General features: G+C 37.0%; 20 protein-coding genes and 1 riboswitch. Of the genes, 13 read left to right on the top strand and 7 right to left on the bottom strand.

Annotated elements, in window-relative coordinates:
• Positions 1 to 9 precede the first annotated feature (9 nt).
• The gene (locus D1Z92_RS02175) at positions 10 to 1,695 is read left to right on the top strand and encodes a long-chain-fatty-acid--CoA ligase (RefSeq protein ID WP_128894012.1); all 1,686 of its coding nucleotides are present in this window, start codon (positions 10 to 12) and stop codon (positions 1,693 to 1,695) included.
• Positions 1,696 to 1,910: 215 nt separating this feature from the next.
• On the top strand, positions 1,911 to 2,813 hold the full coding sequence (locus tag D1Z92_RS02170; protein WP_164931408.1) for a polysaccharide deacetylase family protein: 903 nt from the start codon (positions 1,911 to 1,913) through the stop codon (positions 2,811 to 2,813).
• Positions 2,814 to 2,925: 112 nt separating this feature from the next.
• Here the strand turns inward: D1Z92_RS02170 and D1Z92_RS02165 are convergent, their stop codons facing one another.
• Both D1Z92_RS02165 and D1Z92_RS02160 read right to left on the bottom strand, forming a co-directional pair.
• Positions 2,926 to 4,551, bottom strand: a complete 1,626-nt coding sequence (locus D1Z92_RS02165) for an MDR family MFS transporter (protein ID WP_128894010.1) — start codon at positions 4,549 to 4,551, stop codon at positions 2,926 to 2,928.
• 29 nt (positions 4,552 to 4,580) lie between these two features.
• A complete protein-coding gene (locus D1Z92_RS02160; protein ID WP_128894009.1) occupies positions 4,581 to 5,480 on the bottom strand; it encodes a TetR/AcrR family transcriptional regulator in 900 nt (299 codons plus the stop codon).
• 201 nt (positions 5,481 to 5,681) lie between these two features.
• A riboswitch (SAM riboswitch) is annotated at positions 5,682 to 5,794 on the top strand.
• Between the two features lie 98 nt (positions 5,795 to 5,892).
• On the opposite strand from D1Z92_RS02160, the gene D1Z92_RS02155 reads away from it, so the two are divergent.
• The 3 genes from D1Z92_RS02155 to D1Z92_RS02145 are packed head-to-tail and all read left to right on the top strand — an operon-like array spanning position 5,893 to position 8,462.
• On the top strand, positions 5,893 to 6,894 hold the full coding sequence (locus D1Z92_RS02155) for a methionine ABC transporter ATP-binding protein (RefSeq protein ID WP_128894008.1): 1,002 nt from the start codon (positions 5,893 to 5,895) through the stop codon (positions 6,892 to 6,894).
• Positions 6,895 to 7,566 carry a methionine ABC transporter permease gene (locus D1Z92_RS02150; RefSeq protein WP_128894007.1) on the top strand — a complete coding sequence of 224 codons (672 nt, stop codon included), beginning with the start codon at positions 6,895 to 6,897 and terminating at the stop codon, positions 7,564 to 7,566.
• Positions 7,567 to 7,619: 53 nt separating this feature from the next.
• Positions 7,620 to 8,462: a MetQ/NlpA family ABC transporter substrate-binding protein gene (locus D1Z92_RS02145; protein ID WP_128894006.1), complete on the top strand. Its 843-nt coding sequence runs from the start codon at positions 7,620 to 7,622 to the stop codon at positions 8,460 to 8,462.
• A 192-nt stretch (positions 8,463 to 8,654) separates the two neighbouring features.
• Here the strand turns inward: D1Z92_RS02145 and D1Z92_RS02140 are convergent, their stop codons facing one another.
• Positions 8,655 to 9,863 (bottom strand): YhgE/Pip domain-containing protein, encoded by a 1,209-nt coding sequence (locus D1Z92_RS02140; protein ID WP_128894005.1) that lies wholly within the window; start codon positions 9,861 to 9,863, stop codon positions 8,655 to 8,657.
• A 269-nt stretch (positions 9,864 to 10,132) separates the two neighbouring features.
• Between D1Z92_RS02140 and D1Z92_RS02135 the strand changes: the two genes are divergently transcribed.
• Positions 10,133 to 10,579: a hypothetical protein gene (locus tag D1Z92_RS02135; RefSeq protein ID WP_128894004.1), complete on the top strand. Its 447-nt coding sequence runs from the start codon at positions 10,133 to 10,135 to the stop codon at positions 10,577 to 10,579.
• 65 nt (positions 10,580 to 10,644) lie between these two features.
• Here D1Z92_RS02135 and D1Z92_RS02130 read toward each other — a convergent pair whose 3' ends face one another.
• The 3 genes from D1Z92_RS02130 to D1Z92_RS02120 all read right to left on the bottom strand — a co-directional run bounded on the left by D1Z92_RS02130 (position 10,645) and on the right by D1Z92_RS02120 (position 13,272).
• Complete coding sequence (locus D1Z92_RS02130) at positions 10,645 to 11,862, bottom strand: MFS transporter (RefSeq protein WP_128894003.1); 1,218 nt, start codon at positions 11,860 to 11,862, stop codon at positions 10,645 to 10,647.
• 207 nt (positions 11,863 to 12,069) lie between these two features.
• Positions 12,070 to 12,537: a MarR family winged helix-turn-helix transcriptional regulator gene (locus D1Z92_RS02125; RefSeq protein ID WP_128894002.1), complete on the bottom strand. Its 468-nt coding sequence runs from the start codon at positions 12,535 to 12,537 to the stop codon at positions 12,070 to 12,072.
• A 162-nt stretch (positions 12,538 to 12,699) separates the two neighbouring features.
• Positions 12,700 to 13,272: a cupin domain-containing protein gene (locus tag D1Z92_RS02120; RefSeq protein WP_128894001.1), complete on the bottom strand. Its 573-nt coding sequence runs from the start codon at positions 13,270 to 13,272 to the stop codon at positions 12,700 to 12,702.
• A gap of 343 nt (positions 13,273 to 13,615) precedes the next feature.
• Here D1Z92_RS02120 and D1Z92_RS02115 point away from each other — a divergent pair, with 343 nt between their 5' ends.
• The 4 genes from D1Z92_RS02115 (at position 13,616) to D1Z92_RS02100 (ending at position 16,288) form a co-directional block, all read left to right on the top strand.
• Positions 13,616 to 13,963 carry an ArsR/SmtB family transcription factor gene (locus D1Z92_RS02115; protein WP_370741193.1) on the top strand — a complete coding sequence of 116 codons (348 nt, stop codon included), beginning with the start codon at positions 13,616 to 13,618 and terminating at the stop codon, positions 13,961 to 13,963.
• Between the two features lie 15 nt (positions 13,964 to 13,978).
• Positions 13,979 to 15,277 carry an arsenic transporter gene (locus tag D1Z92_RS02110; RefSeq protein WP_128894000.1) on the top strand — a complete coding sequence of 433 codons (1,299 nt, stop codon included), beginning with the start codon at positions 13,979 to 13,981 and terminating at the stop codon, positions 15,275 to 15,277.
• Positions 15,278 to 15,308: 31 nt separating this feature from the next.
• Positions 15,309 to 15,728 (top strand): arsenate reductase (thioredoxin), encoded by a 420-nt coding sequence (gene arsC / locus D1Z92_RS02105; protein ID WP_128893999.1) that lies wholly within the window; start codon positions 15,309 to 15,311, stop codon positions 15,726 to 15,728.
• A 212-nt stretch (positions 15,729 to 15,940) separates the two neighbouring features.
• Positions 15,941 to 16,288: a hypothetical protein gene (locus tag D1Z92_RS02100; protein ID WP_128893998.1), complete on the top strand. Its 348-nt coding sequence runs from the start codon at positions 15,941 to 15,943 to the stop codon at positions 16,286 to 16,288.
• Between the two features lie 118 nt (positions 16,289 to 16,406).
• Here the strand turns inward: D1Z92_RS02100 and moaA are convergent, their stop codons facing one another.
• Positions 16,407 to 17,423, bottom strand: a complete 1,017-nt coding sequence (gene moaA, locus D1Z92_RS02095) for a GTP 3',8-cyclase MoaA (RefSeq protein ID WP_128893997.1) — start codon at positions 17,421 to 17,423, stop codon at positions 16,407 to 16,409.
• Positions 17,424 to 17,624: 201 nt separating this feature from the next.
• Between moaA and hcp the strand changes: the two genes are divergently transcribed.
• The 3 genes from hcp (at position 17,625) to D1Z92_RS02080 (ending at position 20,984) form a co-directional block, all read left to right on the top strand.
• Entirely contained in the window at positions 17,625 to 18,917 is a 1,293-nt protein-coding gene (gene hcp, locus D1Z92_RS02090) for a hydroxylamine reductase (RefSeq protein WP_128893996.1), read from the top strand.
• A 247-nt stretch (positions 18,918 to 19,164) separates the two neighbouring features.
• Positions 19,165 to 20,460, top strand: coding sequence for a NarK family nitrate/nitrite MFS transporter (locus D1Z92_RS02085; RefSeq protein ID WP_164931407.1), 1,296 nt, complete (start codon positions 19,165 to 19,167; stop codon positions 20,458 to 20,460).
• Positions 20,461 to 20,495: 35 nt separating this feature from the next.
• Positions 20,496 to 20,984 carry a cofactor assembly of complex C subunit B gene (locus tag D1Z92_RS02080; protein WP_164931406.1) on the top strand — a complete coding sequence of 163 codons (489 nt, stop codon included), beginning with the start codon at positions 20,496 to 20,498 and terminating at the stop codon, positions 20,982 to 20,984.
• The last annotated feature ends 2 nt before the right edge of the window (positions 20,985 to 20,986 follow it).

Raw genomic sequence — 20,986 nt, 5'->3', positions numbered from 1 at the left:
GCAAATGTATTGACTTCGAAATCTTGGTTACAACATTATCCAAAGGAAATAAAACCACAATATGAATTTCCTAAGCACAATATTGCATCTTTTATCGTGGATTCGGAAAAAAAGTTATCAGATAAAACTGCATTACACTTTTTAGGTAAAGACACGACGTATAAAAAAATATTGGAAGATTGCTACCGATTTGCTAATCTGATTAGAGATTTAGGTGTTAAAAAAGGGGAAAGGGTTGCTATTATGCTTCCCAACTGCCCACAACTGGTAGCAGCATACTATGGTACGTTAATGGCAGGTTCCGTGGTGGTCATGACCAATCCACTATATAAAGAAAAAGAGATGATTCATCAATTTAAAGATAGTGGAGCAAAAATATTAGTAACATTAGATATTTTAAGCAAAAAAGCACAGAAAGTATTGCCACATACGATGTTAGAAAAAGTGTTAGTTACATCCATGAAACATGCATTGCCATTTCCTAAAAATGTACTCTATCCGATCAAAGCGAAGAAAGATGGTTTCGATTTAAATGTGCAGTATGATGACAAGATCGTTTCATTTGAGAAGTTAATGAGTGCCTCTTCTACTAGTAAAATATTAGAAGAAGTAGATGCGGAAAATGAAATAGCATTATTGCAGTACACGGGCGGGACTACGGGAGTTTCTAAAGGCGTTATGCTCACCCATTATAATATTGTTGCGAATACGTACCAAGCACAAAAGTGGTCCATTTCGGAGGAGTATGGTGAAGAAATATACGTTGGCGTCCTACCATTTTTCCATGTATTTGGTTTAACTACGCTACTAAACAAAGCTTTTTTAGGTGGAGGGAAGCTTCTACTATTTCCGAAGTTTGATCCAGATGAAGTGTTAAAATATATTCATAAAATGAAAGCAACGATATTCCCAGGTGCACCAACGATGTATAATGCAATCGTGCATCATCCTAAAGTAAGTCAGTATGATTTATCTTCCATTAAAATATGCTTAAGTGGTTCCGCTGCCCTGCCGGTAGCTTTACAAGAAAAATTTGAAAGCATAACAAAAGGGAAATTAATCGAAGGGTACGGTCTTACAGAAACCTCTCCTATTGCGCACGGCAATTTAGTAGAAGGATATCGCAAAATTGGTAGCATTGGTATTCCTTTTCCAAATACGGATGCGAAGGTAGTAGACTCTGAAACGGGGGAGGAAGTACCTCTAGGTGAAATAGGGGAGCTGATTATTAAAGGGCCTCAAGTTATGAAGGGATACTGGAACCGAAAAGACGAAACAGACAAAGTACTGAAGGATGGCTGGCTTTATACAGGGGATATGGCAACGATGGATGAAGAAGGGTTCTTTGCTATCGTAGATCGGAAGAAAGATATGATTATTTCCGGTGGTATGAATATTTATCCTCGTGATATTGAGGAAGTATTGTATGAGCATCCTAAAGTAAATGAAGCTGCTGTCATCGGAGTGCCAGACGAATATTGGGGTGAAATGGTGAAAGCATATATCGTTCCAACTGAACCCCTTACATCTTCAGAACTGGATGAATGGTGTCGAGAAAAATTAGCTAATTTCAAAGTGCCAAAACAGTATGAAATTAAAGACGATTTACCAAAATCATTAGTAGGAAAAGTACTGCGGAGAGAGTTAAGGGAAGAAGAAGAAAAAAGTAACGAAAAAACAAAAATAAATGTGTGAACCATCATGTCACAGTAAAAAAATATTCACTTAGCCACGTTGTTGTTACTTTTGTTATTTGTTATGATCACTGTAACCACATTTCGTGAGATGCTATAATGGAAAAAGAAGAGTATATCATTGATGCTCTTCTTTTTTTCATCAAGATGTAAACGTTACATAGGTGACTTATAAAGCGCTAACAACAAATGTTCATTACAGGGAGGAGAGTCAGTATGCATCTGTTAAGTGAAAGAAAGGCAAATGACAAGTATGTTATCTTTAATGCAGATGATTTTGGAATGAGCTATGCTAATAATCAAGCAATTCAATCTTTATTTTTAAATCATCATATTTCCTCGTCAACGTTAATGGTACCGTGTCCATGGGCAAAACAAGCTGCTCAGTGGGCTGTTGAACATCCACAATATGATATAGGTGTACATTTAACATTAACTAATGAATGGGATAAATATAAATGGGGACCACTTCACAGTAACTTAACTTCTTTAACAACTCCAGACGGATATTTTCCTACAACAACAGAACAACTGGAAAACATGGCAAAAGAGGAAGAAGTAAAGCTGGAGTTAGTTGCTCAAGTGGAACGCGCTTTAGAATGGGGATTGGATATCACCCACCTAGATAACCACATGGGTTCCGTTTATGGACTACATACTGGTAAACATTTTATAGCTTCTATATTTGAAATTTGTTTGAAATTTCAACTTCCGTTTCGCTTCCCACGTCATTTTGAACATTTATTTGTCAGATCTCTCCCTCCTAAAGTTGAAGAGGAAATAAAGCAAATAACGACGATGGCGGATCAGTTAGGTATTGTCATCTTAGATTACTTGTACGGTGTTCAGTATCAACATAAACAAGAGGATACGTATGAGACAGTGAGAAATGAATTTATTCAACTCATAAAAAATGTCAAGCCAGGCATTACAGAATTTATTTTTCATCCTGCTATCATTACGGAAGAATGGAAAGAGGTAAACCCGCATTACAATAAAAGAGATTACGAAAGGCTAGTATTGGAAGATGAACAATTCAAACAAGTGTTAAGGGACGAAAATATTAAATTAATAAGCTGGAGACAACTTCGAGATACGATGAGAGCAGATAAATCATGATGAAATGGGAAAGAGAGAAGTAAGAGGGGGTATTTCCTTAAATCCCCGCTTGCTTCTCTCTTCGTTATGGATCTCATTACATGTTATATTTTCATGTGAAAAAGTTCAATGATCAGCTTTCTTCCATAGGGGTGAGCTGTTTTTTTAATGGCGTATTGTTGTTGACAGGTTCCTGCTCTTCTCTATTGGAAGTTCGTAGTGGAATTTCTTTGAGAAAGAATGTAATGACACCTGCAATAATGACAAACAGTGTACCAGCAATGAATACGTAAGCTAAGGCATCATTTAAAGATGCTTTCAACACCAACACAAGTTGATCAAATTGCGATACGAATGAGGAAGGCAATGTCGCACGAACATCAGCTAACTGTTCTGGATTCATCAACGCTTGAGGGCTGTTCAATACAGTAAACGCTGCTGGTAATTCCTCATTTGTTGTTGGCACATTACTCATGTTGCTCGATAATTGGCTGCTCATTTGATTAGCCATAATATTCCCTAAGATGGCGACACCAATAGTACCCCCAATTTGTCTAAATGTTTGCATAGCAGAAGTAGCAACACCAAGGTATTTATGACTGACCGCATTTTGGACCGTAATATTGAAAACGGGCATGTTCATCCCAATCCCAATCCCAATGACCGTCAATACGACAATGACTTGCCATAGCGGGGTCTGTAATTCAAAAGCGGAGGTGAAGTATAACCCTATTGCCATAATCAAAAATCCAATAATAGCAAAAGCTTTATATTTCCCTGTTTTTGAAATGAGAATACCGATGATGATACTCACGATAACCATTGAAATGGTCATGGTCATTTGAATAAAACCAGAAGTCGTTGCTGATTTACCTAGTACACCTTGAATGTAAAAAGGGACATAAATGATAGTGCCAAATAAACCCATCCCAAGAAAAAAACCTACTGTATTGGATACGGTAAACACGCTATTTTTGAATAAATACAATGGTAAAATAGGACTTTCAACTTTTTGTTCCACAATAATAAATGCTATTAAGGAAAACAAAGACATAGAGAATAGACCTATAATAGGAAAGGAAACCCAATCATATTGCTTTCCTGCCCAAGTAAATCCAAGTAATAACGATACAATCACCATACTGAGTAACAAGGAACCAACATAATCTACTTTTTCTTTTGCCCCTGTTCTTGTAAATGTTGGATAAAGAGAAAGAATCATAATAAAAGCAAGAATACCTAGTGGTAAGAAGACCCAGAAAACCCAGTACCAATCGAAATGATCCACGATGTAACCACCTAAAGTTGGTCCTATTAAACTAGATAAACCGAATACAGCTCCTAACATACCTTGCCAACGACCCCGTTCACGCGGTACGAATAAATCTCCTACCGTTGCAATAGCAGCTGACATAATCATTCCAGCTCCTAAGCCTTGAATACCTCGATATAAAATAAGTTCTACAATGGCAGAAGATGTTCCACATAAAAAAGAACCTACGGTAAAAATGCAAATACCAATAAGAATTAATATTTTTCTGCCGTATATATCTGACAATTTTCCAACAAGCATTGCAGCAATAGTAGATGTGAGCATATACGTTGTAAATACCCAGTCAAAATACTCGATGCCACCTATACTTTCTACGATTCTGGGTAGTGAAGTGCCAACAATTGTCATGTTCACCGTTGCAAAAAACATGGCGGACATGATAGCAATCATGATGGTAACTTTTTGTTTTTGATTTAACTGATCCATGCTTCCTCCTCATCAAAATGTTGTATTTATTATGATGTGGTTTTTTTTGTTAACCACTCATTCGTAACAGACTTGAAATGTTTCCATTCTTGAGCAATAGCAGGCTCTTGTTCCATATATGTAAGTAAAGCTTTGATGAGAAATGACCTTGGCTCTGCTTGTTGCATTTCTTCTTCTATAAGTTGAAATGAGTCTAAGTATTCTGTCTTATTTAATTTAAGAAGCTGTGATTTTAGTGACAATGTAGCCTTTGCTAATTGTTGTTCTAAAGTTAGTGTAGCTTCGTTATGATGATTAGTTCCAGAGTGAAATTGTTCCATGATGTCTTCTGAAATGAGTGGTGGTGAAGATTGTTGCTCTAACTGCTCAATGATATGATCTAGCTGTGCCACAATGAAAGCAGCAGCTTGTTCATATTTCCACGTTGATTCAGATTCGATGAGCACCATAATATACTCTTTTAGCATGCCTTGCAAAAAAATAATAGCATTCCAGCTAAATTTACTTAATGAGCTGCCATAGGCTTCACACAACATATCTTTTTGCCATAACGTAACTTCTTTTTTGATGTGCTGCATGAACGGTATAATCTCTTGCTTATCTTTCAATGACACCTCTTTTAACATTAACGAAACGAGAACTTTTCTTTCGACCATGCTCCCTATAATCATGCTGAGTTGTTCCACTAAAATTTCTTTGGGAGACAAGCTAGAGTCGGATTTGATAGCTAAAGCTTTTTCATACATGAGCTGATTAAAATATTGAAAACAGGTAACAAATAATGCTTCTTTGGAAGAGAACATATTGTATAACGAACCCTTGGATATGCCACAGGATGTAGCAATCTCGTTCATAGAAGTGTGCGTGTATCCTTTTGCAGCATAAAAACGAAGTGCTGTTTCAATGACTTGTATTTCTTTGTCATTCATGTATATCGCTCCTACAATGTAGTACTAACTAGTCAATATAAGTACTCATCGGTCATTTAGTCATATGGTAACTTTTTCATGCAAAGTTGTCAATAAAAAAAGATCAAAAACCATTGACTAATGATTTTGTTTTGTATATAATCCTAATCATTCATGAAAATGATTGATAGTTATTTCATTAAAAATTGCATACATGTGATTATCTTATCCAGAGTGGTGGAGGGACAGGCCCTATGAAACCCGGCAACCTATTCGCAGATGCGAATGTAAGGTGCCAATTCCTTCAGAGCGATGTTTGCTTTGAAAGATGAGATAGGCGGAGTTTATATACTAAACCTATTTCATTTGAAATGGGTTTTTTTATATTTCATGAATTTTATTGAAAAAAAGTACAATGTTTTGAGGTGTCAGCATGATTAATCTTACAAATGTATCTAAAGAATACATTGTTGTGAAGAAAAAAGTAAATGCGTTGTCTGAAATTAATTTATGTATAAAGAAAGGTGAAATTTTCGGTATTATCGGCTATTCAGGCGCAGGAAAAAGTACGTTGGTACGGTGTATGAATTTGTTAGAAAAACCTTCCACAGGGCAAGTGGAAATTGGAGGGGTAGATTTAACCGCATTACCTTCAGCAAAGCTACAGTCAGAAAGAAAAAAGATTGGGATGATCTTTCAGCATTTTAACCTACTTTCTTCTAAAACTATTTTTGAGAACGTTGCTTTTCCGTTACGATTAAATAAAGTTCCTAAGAAGATGATACAAAATAGAGTAGATGAATTGTTGCAACTAGTGGGATTAGAAGATCATCGTAATAAGTATCCTTCTCAATTGTCTGGTGGGCAAAAGCAGCGGGTGGGCATCGCACGAGCATTAGCAAACCAGCCAGATGTATTATTATGTGATGAAGCCACATCTGCATTAGATCCTCAGACGACACAGTCCATATTGGAGCTTTTGTTAGATATACAACGAAAGTTAAAACTTACGATCGTCATTATCACGCATGAGATGCAAGTGGTACAAGCGATATGCGATAGAGTTGCAGTTATGGACATGGGAAAAGTGGTAGAAGAGGAAAAAGTGATTGATATTATGTTGCAGCCAAAGCATGAGATCACGAAAAAGCTGATTGCCGAAACAACAGGGGATGACAAAATGAACACCATACTGCAACAGGCTGATCGCAAATTATTAAAAATCTCTTTTAGAGGCGAACAAACATACGAACCGATTCTTTTTGATGTCATCAAAGAAACGGGCGTATCGCTTAGTATTTTACAGGGATCTATATCTCGATTAAAAGAAACGCCGTATGGGCAGTTGATCGTAGAAATTTTTGGTGACCAAGCTTCATTTGAACGAACCATTCAATCACTGCAAGATCACCACGTACAATTGGAGGTGCTGTAAATGGATTGGATGCGAATGATACAGCTTTTTATTGATCCTGAAATCATACAGGCGACAAAAGACACCTTAGTCATGTTAGGCCTATCGACACTTTTTACGATTGTGATTGGTTTGCCGCTGGGCATCATTGTGTTTTTATGTTCAGAAGGGCAATTACTATCTAATAAATTGATGTACACCATTTTATCTACTGTCATTAATATTTTTCGTTCCATACCGTTCGTTATTTTAATGATTATGCTTATAGAGGTCACTAGGTTTATAGTCGGCACTTCCATTGGGGTGAGAGGTACAATTCCACCGCTTGTCATTGCGGCAGCACCTTTCTTTGCTCGATTAGTGGAAACCTCTTTACGAGAAGTAGATAAAGGTGTCATTGAAGCAGCTCAAGCGATGGGAGCTTCACCAAATCAGATTATATGGCGAGTGTTGTTGCCAGAGTCCAGACCTGGATTAATTGCTGGTATTACAATTACAGTGGTTACGTTAGTTTCGTACACCGCTATGTCAGGTATTATTGGTGGAGGCGGATTAGGCGATTTAGCCATTCGTTATGGTTATCAGCGTTTCGATACAGAAGTCATGCTAATCACGGTATTTATTATTATCGTACTTGTTCAAATCCTACAAATGTTAGGGGATCGATTAGTTTTACGATTTACTCGCAAATAGGATTTTTATATAAACAAGACATTTTCATACAAAGAAAAAGGGGAGAGAGAAAAATGAAAAAATATGTATTAACTTTACTTGCGGTGGTTTTCGCCTTTAGTTTAGCGGCTTGTGGACAAGAGGACAACGAAGAGGGCACTGCATCAAATAATGCAGGTAGTAATGAGGAAGAAGTAGTCACGTTAGTAGTTGGTGCGACACCTGTACCACATGCAGAAATTTTAGAAGTAGTAAAACCGATATTAGCAGAGCAAGGTGTTGAGTTGGATATTAAACAATTCAACGACTACGTATTGCCTAACACTCAATTAGTAGAACAACAGCTAGATGCAAACTTCTTTCAACATCGTCCATACTTAGCACAGTTCAATGAAGATCATAGTGAGACGTTAGTTGAAGTTGCAGGGGTGCATATTGAACCACTTGGTGCTTACTCTAATAACATTGAATCCATCGATGAATTAGAAGAAGGGGCAACGATTGCTATTCCGAACGATTTGACGAATCAAGGTCGTGCATTAGCATTGTTAGAGAAAAATGGTTTGATCACATTAGCTGAAGATGCTGGAGTAAGTGCAACACTGAAAGATATTGAAACGAATGAAAAAAATTATGATATAAAAGAATTAGAAGCTGCGATGTTACCAAGAACGTTGGCTGAGGTAGATTTGGCTATCATCAATACAAACTTTGTGGTTGAAATTGATTTGGCACCGATGGAAGATGCATTGTTTTTTGAAGAAGATGCAAATTCACCATACGTTAACATATTAGTAACGAGAGAAGATAACAAAGAGAATGAAGCAATCAAAAAATTAGCTGAAGCATTGAACTCTGATGAAGTGAAAAAATACTTTGAAGAGAACGGTGAAGGTAAGTTTGTACCTGTCTTTTAATAACCGTTATGACTCAACACATAGACCTGATGGTTTAAAACAAAAACGTCATGACTAAAAACATTAACGCTATCGATCAAAAAAAATATCAAAAAAACGAGTGCTGAATAAATATCAGTACTCGTTTTTCTTTTCATTTTAACTTCAATACAGAATATGGAGCTGTCTTTCACCTTATTTTTCACTTCATAATTAGGCTTTTTCGTTGTACATCGTTTCTTTTTTGTTGCGTGGTAAGATGTAGGAAGATGAAGCCATAAGCAATAAACTACCTAATCCAATACAAGATAGAATGATCATTGGTGTGCCGAAGGCAAATCCTTGTTCAAAATAAAAAGTTTCTATTAGTGCTTCCATACCGAAGCGAAGTGGGATCCAAGAATACAAGAAAGTTTGAGATAATTCTGGTAAAAATTCAGGTGGTAATTGCAAGATCGGGATAGCAGCTAAGAAGAGCAGTAAGTTTAAAGCAATGGCGCTCCATCCTAAATATTTGATCATCGTCGTGTGAAGGAGATAGTAGAAGAATACAATCATGCTCAATAAAAGACCCGTTTCCCAGGTGCTTGTTACGGCCAATCCTAGCATACCTTCTGTAAATAGAAGAATAGTAAAGCCAGTCAAAATAGAAGCTAACAGACCGCCTAACCATTCACTTACATTCACTTTAAGTCCGCTAAGATTAGATCGCTGTACTATCCCATCTTTAGATCTATAAAGAAAGTAAAACATAGTGCCAATCGATAATGCACCAAGCCATGCTAAATACGTAAGTGCAATTGGTGCGTGTCCTTTAGCACTGTTACTGCCTACAGGTGCTACCTTCTCTACATTCCATATAATTGGCTCAGCCAGTGCTTCTACATGTGCAAAAGATACAGATTCTAAGCCAAACTGCTGAAATCCTTGTAGCGTCGTGCCTCGAATGTTCATATTCACACCTTCAAATAGTTGTGAAAAAATGGTTTCGTTTACGGTAGCAGCCGTTGTATTCAACCCTTCGTTAATGTAAAAAGTAGCCTGTGCTTGTTGCGGCTGTTCTGTTTGCATCGTAAGCAATGTGGCGCTCAGTGAGTTAGGTAAAATAATGGCAGCGTAATATTCTTTGTTATCCATTGCTTCTAATGCTTCCGCTTCACTGTCTAACACCGTCCATGTGTAAGGGGACGACATTCCATTAGGTAGCATTTCTTGTGTCAAACCTTGTGTAATCATCTCTCCCATATGTACTGGCCCTAGTTGTGTTTCTACACTTTGATCCAGATTGACAATTGCAACAGGAACGTCTTTCGGTTTTGGATTGACAGTAGAACCTAACTCTCCAACGGAAAATACAAACAAAGCAGCAACTAAAAAAATAAGTCCAACCCAAAAAAATTTCTTCTTAAAAAGAATAAACAAACGTAACCCTCCTTTGTTAAGCGCTTACAAAAAAACATTGCTCTCCTGAGGCGGAAAACTAGTTTTTCTTTGGCTTATATACATAAAACTATGTCTGCAAAGCTGCATGTATGACAACTGTTATTTTGCTCTATTCATAGAAAGTGGAAGGCTGTTCGACTAATGAGATTTATTGCTAATATAAAAAAATTTCGATTATAAGATTATCTATGGCATTTGCACAGGAAAAATAATGTAATCTTTCATATAACATAACAGGAGGTGTATTGATGGGAAGAAGAGGTATTGAGATATGTAAGAGAACGATCACGTTAAAACAGGTTTCTGTAACCGATGACCCTTGTGGCGATAATTGTAATCCCATAACTGGCCGTCCATGTGGTGGTAACTGCACATTTTGTCAAATTGTTGCTATACTTGAAAATGCATGTGTAGGATTTTCTTATGTTACAAATGCAGATATAAGTGTCAGGCCTGAAGGTGGTTTGAGATATACACCAAGTAAAAATGTTCAGATGTCAATCATTAGTGTTCCGAAAAAAAATAAAATATCAATCAAAACATTTAAATTTACAAATCTTAAAAACAAAAATAAAAACAGCTTTCTTGTTCAGACTTTCGATGAAAATGGGAGAGTTGTTAATAAGAGAATCCCATTCTCCGTCTTAAGAAAGATGGAACGTAGAGCAAGAATGAAGTTAAAAAGAAAAAGATAGCATGCAGTATATAACCCTGTAACTTCCAAAAAAATGGGCTACAGGGTTATCGTTATATTGTCTATTCAAGCTTCCGATCTCATGCTTTTATTACTCTTTTCAGGAAAACTCAACCTTAGACTAACAACAGATGCAATCAAAAAGAAAATAGCTGCGGTGATAAATACAACAATTAAAGAAGTAGATTTCATGTAAATACCTGCTAACGAAGTTCCTAACAATAAAAAACCGCTATAAAGAGGTGTGATAATTCCGTTAACACGTCCAACATAAGATTGATCAATGCTGGTGATAAATAAGGTAGCAATGATGGTACTAGCGACGGCTAAGAAAAAAGATGTTAACCAACGCATACTTCCAGTTAATAATGGCCAAATAGATAATACTTCAATGATCGTTCCAATACATAGAATAAAAAAACTTGCAAAAATGAAGCGATGAAACTTTTCTTTACGTACTGGTTTTATGGCTGCATAAATCCCCCCAACTAGCATACCAAAACCTCCGATAGCCGCAAACCACTGCAAGTTTTCCTTTGGTAAAGATAATCGATCGATGATGATAAATACTTCGAGAGGAGTGGTTAGTCCTGCACCAATAGCTAAGATAGAGTACATTAACATTAGTGTTTTCAAATGTCGGTGCTGTTGAATATATTTAAATCCATCTTTCAAGTCTCCCCATATAGGTTGAGAAACCTTATGCTGTATAGGTTTAGACTTTGGTAAGAAAGTTAAAGTGATAGCAGACAAAGCAAAAATAACTAATAAAATTTGAAGTGAAAACATTAATCCAAATGTCTGATAAAATAATGTTCCAACAATAGGGCCAAGAATGAAAAATAGTGACATGTTCATTTGACTAATAGCAACCGCTGCTTGCGTATGTTCTTCAGGAACATGATCTTTAATTAACTTTAATGAAGAAGGTTGAGAAAATTGGGATACAATTGCTGATATGAACGTGGCTGCAAAAACGGCTTGCCATATATTCATCTCTAAAATAAATATAATAACTAAAATAGATAGAAAACTTAAAATATCCCCCCATATCATCGTACGTTTTGGGCGCCATCGATCTGCAAGTGCACCACCTATAATGGAAAAAATAAAAATGGGTGCGTATTCCATGACGAGTAACAATGAATTCGCAACAGGATCGGCATTTGTTTTTTCTAAAACAAAATAAAGTAGTGCCATATTTCTAATCCAGATGCCTATATTCTGTAATACATCCGATGCCATTAAAATGATAAACACTCTGTTTTTCATCAGCTGCTGCATACGTATCCTCTCCTATGTATAGATAAAATGATATCAAACTGGTAAAAGCCAAATGTATATAAAGATTTAAATCACATAAAATTTATATTATATTTAATATTTAATTTTACTTAAGTATTAAATAAAATAAAAGAAATGTTGTAAATAGATGCTTTAGATGCTTAAACATTTCTAATTCAAAATGAATAATATGATTCCTTTGTTGTATTACGCCTCATCTGTATTCTCTGTTTGTTGTATTTTCAAACCATACTCTAGTATTTTTTTATTCAAGCTTATGAGTAATTCTATATCCTTTTCAGATAGAACAGCATAATATTTATTATATATGCTTAAGTGAAAATCATCTAAATCGCGATTGAACTTCATTCCTTTATGATCTAGTGAAACGAAAATTTCTCGACGATTATTTAAATTAATTTCTCTTTTTAAGTAATGAGATTGTTCCATTTTTTTTACTAATTGACTCGCTGCACTTGCTGTTATTGAGAAGTTTTCTGCAATCTCACTAATGGTCATCTTTTTATGACGGTGTAATAAATCTAGTAATATAGATTCTCTAGAAGTCATTTCCGCGTAATCTTGTAATACATGTTCGAAATTTCTCGTAAATAAATCTCTTAGTCGGTTATCCAATTGTATCATTTGACTTAGCAAGTGATCACGATTATTCAACGTTATTTCCTTCCTTCCAAATATAACCTATAAAACAATAATAACAGACAGTTAATATTTAAGCAATGTTAAATGTTAAGTGTCTGTTTATTAAAGGGTCTCATTTATGCTTGTGCAATCATGAGACTCGGTATATAGGGATCAGAAAAGGTTCATGTACCCTTAACAAGGAACAGGAGGACCAATAACGACAGGTATTTGTTTCGAGTTGACAAGTGGTTGTATTAGTGTGTTATAGACATTAGGATCAAAGTCTAAGCTTTCGTTCCAGACGCTAGCATCTACGTTGAGGTATAAGGTGGAAGCGTTTTGTGTTTGGAACGTGTTGTTGAAGAAGAGTAACAATTGAGTATCTTTTTCCAAGCCATTTGTCCAGTGCAACCACCCCATGTTAACAAAGGCGGTCATGCCTGGTTTATCTAGCATACATTTAACGACTCGATTTGTAGTAGGGTCTAATATGGAAGTTTCTGCTTTTCCTTGCAAGAGATAAGTGAGTTGCCACGCATTAGGATGCCAATGTGGTTCACGAATACCGTCCCCCAGTTGAAATAGCGCGACAGCACCACCAACCATGGATGGTTGCTGCGTGTTTTCAATCGAAAAAATTGCTGTATTGGGATCATTTGCTTTTTGAAAAACGACGTTATCTTTTATAAAGTTACAAAAATTAGGTGTTCCTTTACCCAACTCAGGGATATCTGGAAGGGAATTTACTACGGTTTTGTTAGCCATGATACTACACCATCTTTCTTATATTTGGACTTTAATACCTTGATTTATAGAGTATAGTATGCTCCGGCATCATAAGTGATTGGGCAGTAGTCTAGATTTGGGCATTTTGTTTAAAAAATATATGGTAAAAGTAAAGTCATACATGAAAATCACATCTAAGTAATGTACGAGACGTCAGTGATGTTATATATAGATTATGATGATGACATAACATAACATAACGTAATGTGGAATTGACAATACGCTAAACACTGGCATATTATATATAAGTAAATTATTATATAATCTAATACTTATATGTTGATGTGAAAATTGGCTAATACGTGCATGTAGGAGGTGTTTTATGTTGATAGAAACGACAATGGAAATGGAGAACGCTGCGAGTATACTAAAACTCTTAGGGGATCAAACAAGATTGACAATGGTAAAAATGTTGGAATCGCATGATTATTGTGTTTGCGAGTTTGTTGCTGTGTTCCATGCAAGTCAACCAGCTATCAGCCAGCATCTGCGAAAACTAAAAGATGCAGGTATTGTGAAAGAAACGAGAAAAGGACAATGGATGATTTATGCTTTGAACCCAAATAGCCCATACTTCACATTAGTCCAACATATACTTCAGCACGTGCCAGATCAAGATTATCGCATAAAAGAATTAGAAGAACAGGGGCTACGAGTTTCTTGTGACTAAATGGAGGAATGATAAATGACATCAGTAATATTAGCGTCAGCTATCTTCATCCTCACACTCACCTTTGTTATTTGGCAGCCGAAAGGACTGTCGATTGGCTGGTCTGCATGTGGTGGCGCTATGTTAGCGCTTATTGTCGGTGTGGTGGATATGAGTGATGTATTGGATGTGACGATGATTGTTTGGAACGCGACGTTAGCGTTTATTGCAATCATTATAATTTCGCTTATTTTAGATGAAATAGGCTTTTTTGAATGGTCTGCATTGCATATGGCAAGAGCAGCCAAAGGGAACGGCTTGAAAATGTTTGTTTACGTCAGTATGCTTGGAGCAATAGTAGCGGCTTTTTTTGCTAACGATGGTGCAGCATTAATACTTACACCCATTGTTCTCGCCATGGTACGAAATTTAAACTTTAGTGAAAAAATGGTGTTTCCATTTATTATTGCTAGTGGTTTTATTGCTGATACAACTTCATTGCCTCTCGTTGTAAGTAACTTGGTCAACATTGTATCTGCTGATTTTTTTGGTATTGGATTTGTTGAGTTTGCATCTAGAATGATTATTCCTAACTTCTTCTCTTTAGGTGCAAGCATACTGGTTTTATTTTTATATTTTCGAAAACAAATTCCTAAAAACTACGACCTATCTCAATTAAAGAAACCCTCGGAAGCGATTCGGGATCAAAAGATGTTTCGATTATCATGGATCGTTCTCGGTATATTACTTATCGGATATTTTGCTAGTGAATTTGTTGGCGTTCCTGTTTCTCTTATCGCGGGTATCGTGGCTATTTTCTTTCTTTTTATGGCAAAAAGAAGTGCTGTAGTGAACACAAAAGCAGTAATAAAAGGAGCACCATGGGCTATTGTGTTTTTTTCCATCGGTATGTACGTGGTTGTGTACAGTTTGCGAAACGTAGGCTTAACGAGTGTGTTAACAGACGTGATACAGGGAGTAGCAGATCAAGGTTTGTTTGCTGCTACTTTAGGAATGGGCTTTATCGCCGCGATTTTATCTTCATTGATGAACAATATGCCAACCGTCATGATTGATGCGCTTGCGATTGCAGATACTAACACTAGTGGTGTGATAAAGGAAGCACTTGTTTATGCCAATGTCATTGGTTCTGACTTGGGCCCTAAAATTACACCGATTGGCTCCCTTGCTACTTTATTATGGCTGCACGTTTTATCTTCAAAAGGTGTAAAAATTTCTTGGGGTACTTACTTTAAAACGGGAATAATTTTAACTATTCCTACGCTCTTTATCACTTTACTTGGTCTATATATGTGGTTGCTGATTATTCATTAACAATACTTAAATGCTTAAAGGAGCAAATAACATGTCTAAAAAAACGATCTACTTTTTATGTACTGGGAATTCTTGTAGAAGTCAAATGGCGGAAGGATGGGCTAAGTATTTTTTGAATGAAGAGTGGGAAGTAAAAAGTGCGGGTTTGGAAGCACATGGTTTGAACCCCAACGCAGTGAAAGTCATGAAAGAAAACGGAGTCGATATTTCTAATCAAACATCCGACGTGATAGATCCAAACATTTTAAATCATGCGGATCTCATCGTTACCCTTTGCGGTCATGCTGCAGATCATTGCCCTGTTACACCATCGCATATTAAACGTGTGCATTGGGGGTTTGATGATCCTGCAAAAGCGGAGGGAACCGAAGAAGAAAAGTGGGCATTCTTCCAACGTGTTTGCCAAGAAATTCGTGACAGAATAAAAAGATTTGCGGAAACGGGAGAATAACAAGTAAATGACAAATAAAGCGAAAGTGGTGAAAAATGTTTGCTGCTTTCGCTTTTTTTTATAAACTGTTCTCTTATATGTTGTAATAATAAGGAAAATAATATAACAAAGACTAAATTTAGTTATCTCAGTGTGGTTTTAGCAAAAATATGATAGAGACTAAAATTATAAGTATGGATGTAAGGTAAAAAAGAAGTGGAGGGGATGCAAACATGCTAAGGAGTGAAATGAAAGACTTACGAGATGCGTTGTGCAACATTGCGGTAAATTCTCCAAACAGAATCGACCATACATTGCTCTATACAAGTAAGAAGCTGAATCGTGTTATTGAAAAGTCACAACAGAAGCAAAAAGACATGGCACAGTCAAACATTACAGCGAAACATTACGATATAGATACGGAAGATGCATATATGAATATGGCTATTTCAATGGAAGTACATCTTCATGGATCAAACATAGGTGAAAATCTAGATACATTAGCGATAAAAATAACAGGAAATGCAGAGAAATTCAAGAAAATGACGGAAGCTGTGATTTATCATGTCGATCATAAATAAACATTTGTCGATACGTACTACATAATGATTTATTTTATCATTTTATCTTTTTGTTTAATAAGCATGAGGTCTGTCATAAAATTTACAAAAAAATAAGGATAAGTTATTTACTATCCTCTTATCCTCCAATGTGTGACATTTCTATTTTTTTATTTGAGTTGTTCGTTTGTTGAGAGCGCAATGCAGAATACTCATCTTTTCGACCATTCCATATGTTCTTAATACATTTCATAAGCTCTTCGTCTGAAGCTCCATCCCGCAGTGGTGATCTTAAATCATGTCCGCTTGTTGCAAATAAACACGTGTACAAATAACCTTCTGCTGAAATTCTGGCACGTGTACAACTGTCACAGAACGTGTTGGTGACAGAAGAAATAAAACCTATTTCTGCACTACCATCGGTATAACGATACCGCTTTGCTACTTCGCCAAAATAATTTGCTTCTAAAGGTTCTAAAGGCATCTCTCCACTAATCATTTCTACAATTTGCTTACTGGATAAGACATGCTCCAACTTCCAATCATTATGATTACCGACATCCATAAATTCAATAAACCGAAGCGTATGCCCTTTTTGTTTAAAATAGGATGCCATCGGTAAAATGTCTTGTTCGTTCATTCCTTTTTTTACGACCATATTAATTTTTATTGGAAAGCCAGCAGCACTGGCATGATCTATCGCTTGCAAAACAGATTGTACATCAAAACCTACTCCATTCATCTTTTTGAAGCGCTCTGAATCCAAACTGTCTAAGCTAATGTTTAATCTATTTACGTTTGCTTCTTTTAGTTGCCCTACATATTTCGTTAGCAAGGAGGCGTTTGTTGTGAGAGCAATATCTTCAATTCCTTCGATCTGACTTATCTCTTTAATCCACATCGGCAGCTGTTTACGAAGCAGTGGTTCTCCGCCTGTAATTCGGATTTTATTGACACCTAACGCTGCAAAAATACGGGTCAGTCTACTCAATTCTTCAAAAGATAATATGTTGTCTTTTTCAAGAAAAGGGTAGTCCATCCCAAATTGTTCAATGGGCATGCAGTAAGGACATCGAAAATTACAACGATCTGTAACAGAGATACGAAGATCTTGTAAAGGTCTATTTTTTTTGTCTACTATTTGATGCTGTTGCATAAACGAGATCTCCTTTACAGTAATTTATCATCTCATAGCGTATTGTCTTGGGTAACATTGTACCATTGATCCATATAAAAGAATAGATGAATGACTTATCATGTACATCTGTGACGCGTATCACAGTTTCCTTCCCTTTTTTATTTTATGATAACAATAAAGATACGGTTTATAAGTCATATTTTTTGAGGGGGAATATGCATGTTTTGTTATCAATGTGAGCAAACACCTACTGGTGGTTGTAAGGTCGTAGGCGTTTGTGGCAAAGATGAAAATATAGCTAGTTTACAAGATACGATGATTTTTGCTTTAAAAGGGATAGCAGCCTATGCCACACATGCTAGACAACTTGGAGCTTCTGATCCCGAAGTGGATGCGATCACACACGAAGCACTGTATATGACATTGACGAACTCTAATTTTAATCTGGAAGAACACCTAGCGATGGCGATGAAAGTGGGCAGCGCAGCCGTTAAAATAATGGATGTATTGGATCAAGCTCATATTAAACATTTAGGGGTTCCAACTCCTGTCACTGTTTCCCAAAATAAAATAGAAGGCAAGTGCATCGTGGTGACAGGGCATAATTTATTTGCTTTAGAGCAGCTGCTTGAGCAAACTAAGGGGCTAGGTATTAATATTTATACACATTCAGAAATGTTACCAGCTCATGGCTATCCGCAATTGAAGAAGTATACTCATTTAAAAGGGAATATAGGGAAGGCCTGGTTCGATCAGCGAAGGTTGTTTGAAAAGTTTCCAGGGGCGATCTTAGCGACAACGAATTGTGTAATGCCGATAAAAGGAAGCTATAGTGATCGATTTTTCTCCTATGATGTAGCGGGCTTAGAAGGCGTGACTAAAATAGAGGACGACAATTTTCAGCCGCTCATTGATTGTGCGTTATCATTACCAGAAGCAAACATGCAATCAGAAGAAACATTGACGACGGGGTTTCATCATGAAACCGTGTTAGGTTTAGCGCCGGAAATTATCGATGCGGTTAAACAAGGAAAGATTAAGCGTTTTTTTGTCATTGCAGGTTGTGATGCCCCAGGTAGCGGGGGAGAGTATTACCGAGAGTTGGCTACTTCACTGCCACAAGAGACCGTGATTCTTACAACTTCTTGTGGAAAGTTTCGATTTAATGATGTAGATTATGGTACTGTTCCCGGTACGGATATTCCAAGATACATTGACCTAGGTCAATGTAATAACTCCGGTTCCACGGTAAAAATTGCGATGGCCCTAGCAGATGCGTTCGAATGTGACGTGAATGATCTCCCCGTCAGTATTGTACTCTCTTGGTTCGAACAAAAAGCAGTCGCTATTTTGCTAGGACTATTTAGTCTAGGGATTAAAGACATCCGTGTGGGACCAAAGCCTCCAGAATTCTTTACCCCAGGGGTGCTCGAAGTGCTGCAAAACCAATTTGGAGTCAAACTCATTGGCAATGCAAAAGAAGATATGAAGGATATGTTAAGTGTGGTTTAAATGTCTGACGTTAGCCGTGTTGATGCCATGATATGTGTTAATGCATATACGGGAAATAAGTAAACATGAAAAAAGGATAAGGTTTGAAGCAGAGTGTCCTGAAACATATCAGGGACACTCTGTTTTTTTGATTACACCGGTGTTTACTTTTCAGGGAATTTCCGCATGTATTTCAGGGAACTCCCTAACTGTCAATGTGTCATTTCTCTTCTATACTGAAATTAATCAGAAGAATGGAGGAATCACAATGCAGACAACAATACAAGATTGGCAACCGGAAAATCAAACTTATTGGGAAAAGAAAGGGAAGAAGGTTGCAACTCGAAATTTATGGATCTCTATCCCTGCATTATTGTTATCGTTCTGTGTATGGATGCTTTGGTCCGCGGTAGCTGTAAATTTAAACAGTGTTGGATTCAATTTTTCCACAAATCAATTATTTACGTTGGCAGCATTACCAGGCTTAACGGGCGCTACCCTTCGTATATTTTATTCCTTTATGGTTCCTGTGGTAGGTGGTAGGAATTGGACGGTTATTACGACGGCTTCTTTACTTATCCCTTCGATTGGAATTGGTATAGCAGTGCAAGATCCAAATACTTCGTTTACTGTGATGGCTTTACTTGCCGCGTTGTGTGGCTTTGGTGGAGGTAATTTTGCTTCATCGATGTCCAACATTAGCTTTTTCTATCCTACAAAAGTAAAAGGGATGGCATTAGGACTAAATGCAGGTCTAGGGAATTTAGGTGTTAGTGTGGTTCAATTTCTTGCTCCAATCGTGATAGGAGTTAGCTTATTTGGTGGAGACGGACAGTGGATGCAAGTAGATGAAGAAACGAAGCGGGTATGGATGCAAAACGCGGCCTATGTGTGGGTTATTCCTATCGTTATCACGAGCATTGCAGCATTTTTCGGCATGAACAATTTATCATCCGCAAAAGCTTCTTTTAGCGAGCAGGCGGTTATTTTTAAACGGAAGCATATGTGGCTAATGACATGGCTATATACGATGTGTTTTGGTTCATTTATCGGCTATTCGGCAGCTTTTCCACTTTTAATAAAGCATCAATTTCCAGAAGTGAATGCACTGCAGCTTGCATTTTTAGGACCGATGGTTGGCGCATTGCTTCGTCCAGTAGGAGGATGGATATCGGATAAATTCGGTGGTGCAAGAGTCACCTTTTGGGATGTCATCGTGATGATCATCGCTACATGTGGTGTCATTTACTTTATTAATGTAGATCATTTCGGTGGTTTCTTCATCATGTTTATGATTTTATTTGTTACAACAGGCATTGCGAATGGTTCTACCTTCCGTATGATACCGATTATATTCGAACCGAAAGAAGCTGCACCAGTACTCGGTTTTACTTCGGCGATTGCAGCCTACGGAGCGTTTTTCATTCCTAAAGCATTCGGTTCTTCTATTGAAGCGACAGGTAGTCCAGATGTAGCACTGTATGCTTTCGTTCTGTACTACGTGATTAGTTTAGGCATTACATGGTATTACTACGCTAGGAAAAATGCAGAAGTAAAGTGTTAGCAATGAAATGAAGTAGGCGAAGCGAGGTGATGGTAGTGGAAAAATTAAAAGCAGATATTATGTCTCATCTAGATTCATTACGAAACTTAACAGCAACTGATTTTTGTTCCCTTGCATTGATGGACGATCAAAATATCATTCGTTGGCGGTATGTTTCTGGCAATCGCAATGATCGCTACAAACGAATTGCTTTACGATTAGGTAGGGGGATTGCTGGTCAAGTTATTCGCTCTGGCCGTCCGATGTATTTGGATTCGTTTAAGATGAAAGCAGGAGATGATCCGAAAGAGTATCCCATTTTACTTGCAGAAAACTTGAAATCGGTGCTGGCTGCGCCTGTGACGATCAATCATAAAGTGCAAGGTGTATTAATGATTGGATATCGCTATCCTGCAACGTATACAGACCAGCAGTTATTGTTAGTAGAAGACGTAGCGGAACAACTTGGCTCTATGCTGCAAGCAAGGGAGAAAGAACGTGGCAATGTGATTTACTTATATCCTTTCAATGGAAGTGAACATTGATG

This window comes from Longirhabdus pacifica (genome assembly GCF_004115085.1).
In the GTDB taxonomy this organism is placed as follows: Bacteria; Bacillota; Bacilli; order Paenibacillales; family DSM-105158; genus Longirhabdus; species Longirhabdus pacifica.
This window is presented reverse-complemented; position numbering and strand designations above follow the sequence as displayed.

Bases quoted from the DNA above. Each gene is read 5' to 3' on its own strand.
- D1Z92_RS02115 (WP_370741193.1), top strand. From the start codon at position 13,616: ATGTTGATAGAAACGACAATGGAAATGGAGAACGCTGCGAGTATACTA.
- D1Z92_RS02150 (WP_128894007.1), top strand. From the start codon at position 6,895: ATGGATTGGATGCGAATGATACAGCTTTTTATTGATCCTGAAATCATA.
- D1Z92_RS02135 (WP_128894004.1), top strand. From the start codon at position 10,133: ATGGGAAGAAGAGGTATTGAGATATGTAAGAGAACGATCACGTTAAAA.
- moaA (WP_128893997.1), bottom strand. From the start codon at position 17,423: ATGCAACAGCATCAAATAGTAGACAAAAAAAATAGACCTTTACAAGAT.
- D1Z92_RS02085 (WP_164931407.1), top strand. From the start codon at position 19,165: ATGCAGACAACAATACAAGATTGGCAACCGGAAAATCAAACTTATTGG.
- D1Z92_RS02130 (WP_128894003.1), bottom strand. From the start codon at position 11,862: ATGCAGCAGCTGATGAAAAACAGAGTGTTTATCATTTTAATGGCATCG.
- D1Z92_RS02170 (WP_164931408.1), top strand. From the start codon at position 1,911: ATGCATCTGTTAAGTGAAAGAAAGGCAAATGACAAGTATGTTATCTTT.
- arsC (WP_128893999.1), top strand. From the start codon at position 15,309: ATGTCTAAAAAAACGATCTACTTTTTATGTACTGGGAATTCTTGTAGA.
- D1Z92_RS02155 (WP_128894008.1), top strand. From the start codon at position 5,893: ATGATTAATCTTACAAATGTATCTAAAGAATACATTGTTGTGAAGAAA.
- D1Z92_RS02100 (WP_128893998.1), top strand. From the start codon at position 15,941: ATGCTAAGGAGTGAAATGAAAGACTTACGAGATGCGTTGTGCAACATT.
- D1Z92_RS02110 (WP_128894000.1), top strand. From the start codon at position 13,979: ATGACATCAGTAATATTAGCGTCAGCTATCTTCATCCTCACACTCACC.
- D1Z92_RS02120 (WP_128894001.1), bottom strand. From the start codon at position 13,272: ATGGCTAACAAAACCGTAGTAAATTCCCTTCCAGATATCCCTGAGTTG.
- D1Z92_RS02160 (WP_128894009.1), bottom strand. From the start codon at position 5,480: ATGAATGACAAAGAAATACAAGTCATTGAAACAGCACTTCGTTTTTAT.
- D1Z92_RS02145 (WP_128894006.1), top strand. From the start codon at position 7,620: ATGAAAAAATATGTATTAACTTTACTTGCGGTGGTTTTCGCCTTTAGT.
- hcp (WP_128893996.1), top strand. From the start codon at position 17,625: ATGTTTTGTTATCAATGTGAGCAAACACCTACTGGTGGTTGTAAGGTC.
- D1Z92_RS02165 (WP_128894010.1), bottom strand. From the start codon at position 4,551: ATGGATCAGTTAAATCAAAAACAAAAAGTTACCATCATGATTGCTATC.